1 protein-coding gene is annotated in these 358 nt (G+C 64.2%); it reads right to left on the bottom strand.

Going from position 1 to position 358, the window contains the following annotated elements; translation table 11 throughout:
- Positions 1-358, bottom strand: a 358-nt coding sequence (locus NV64_RS23555) for an Ig-like domain-containing protein (RefSeq protein ID WP_158239921.1), incomplete at both ends; no start/stop codon positions are given.

Raw genomic sequence — 358 nt, 5'->3', positions numbered from 1 at the left:
CCGGATACGGCTTCGCTGAAGGTGATTGTGACAACGGACGTTTCACCCGCACGCAGCGCGGTATCGCTCAGCTGGATGGTGGCGGTCGGGAGCTTCGTGTCGATCGCGAAGTTATCAGACTCCACCAGGCCCTGACCGATATTGCCCGCCGCGTCGCGCACCCAGGTCTGGTTCAGCACCAGCTGGTTAGTCGCGTCGGTCACGTCAGCGTTCGGCGTGTAAGTGCCGGTCCAGGTGATGCCGCCGTCGGTGGTGATCAGCTCGGACAGCGTACCGTTTGGCGACGACAGCGCGTCGCGGGTCAGGCCGGAGACGGCTTCGCTGAAGGTGATGGTCACGGTGGACGCCTCACCCGCTT

It is taken from the genome of Erwinia sp. B116 (assembly GCF_002865965.1).
GTDB lineage: Bacteria > Pseudomonadota > Gammaproteobacteria > Enterobacterales > Enterobacteriaceae > Erwinia.
This window is presented reverse-complemented; position numbering and strand designations above follow the sequence as displayed.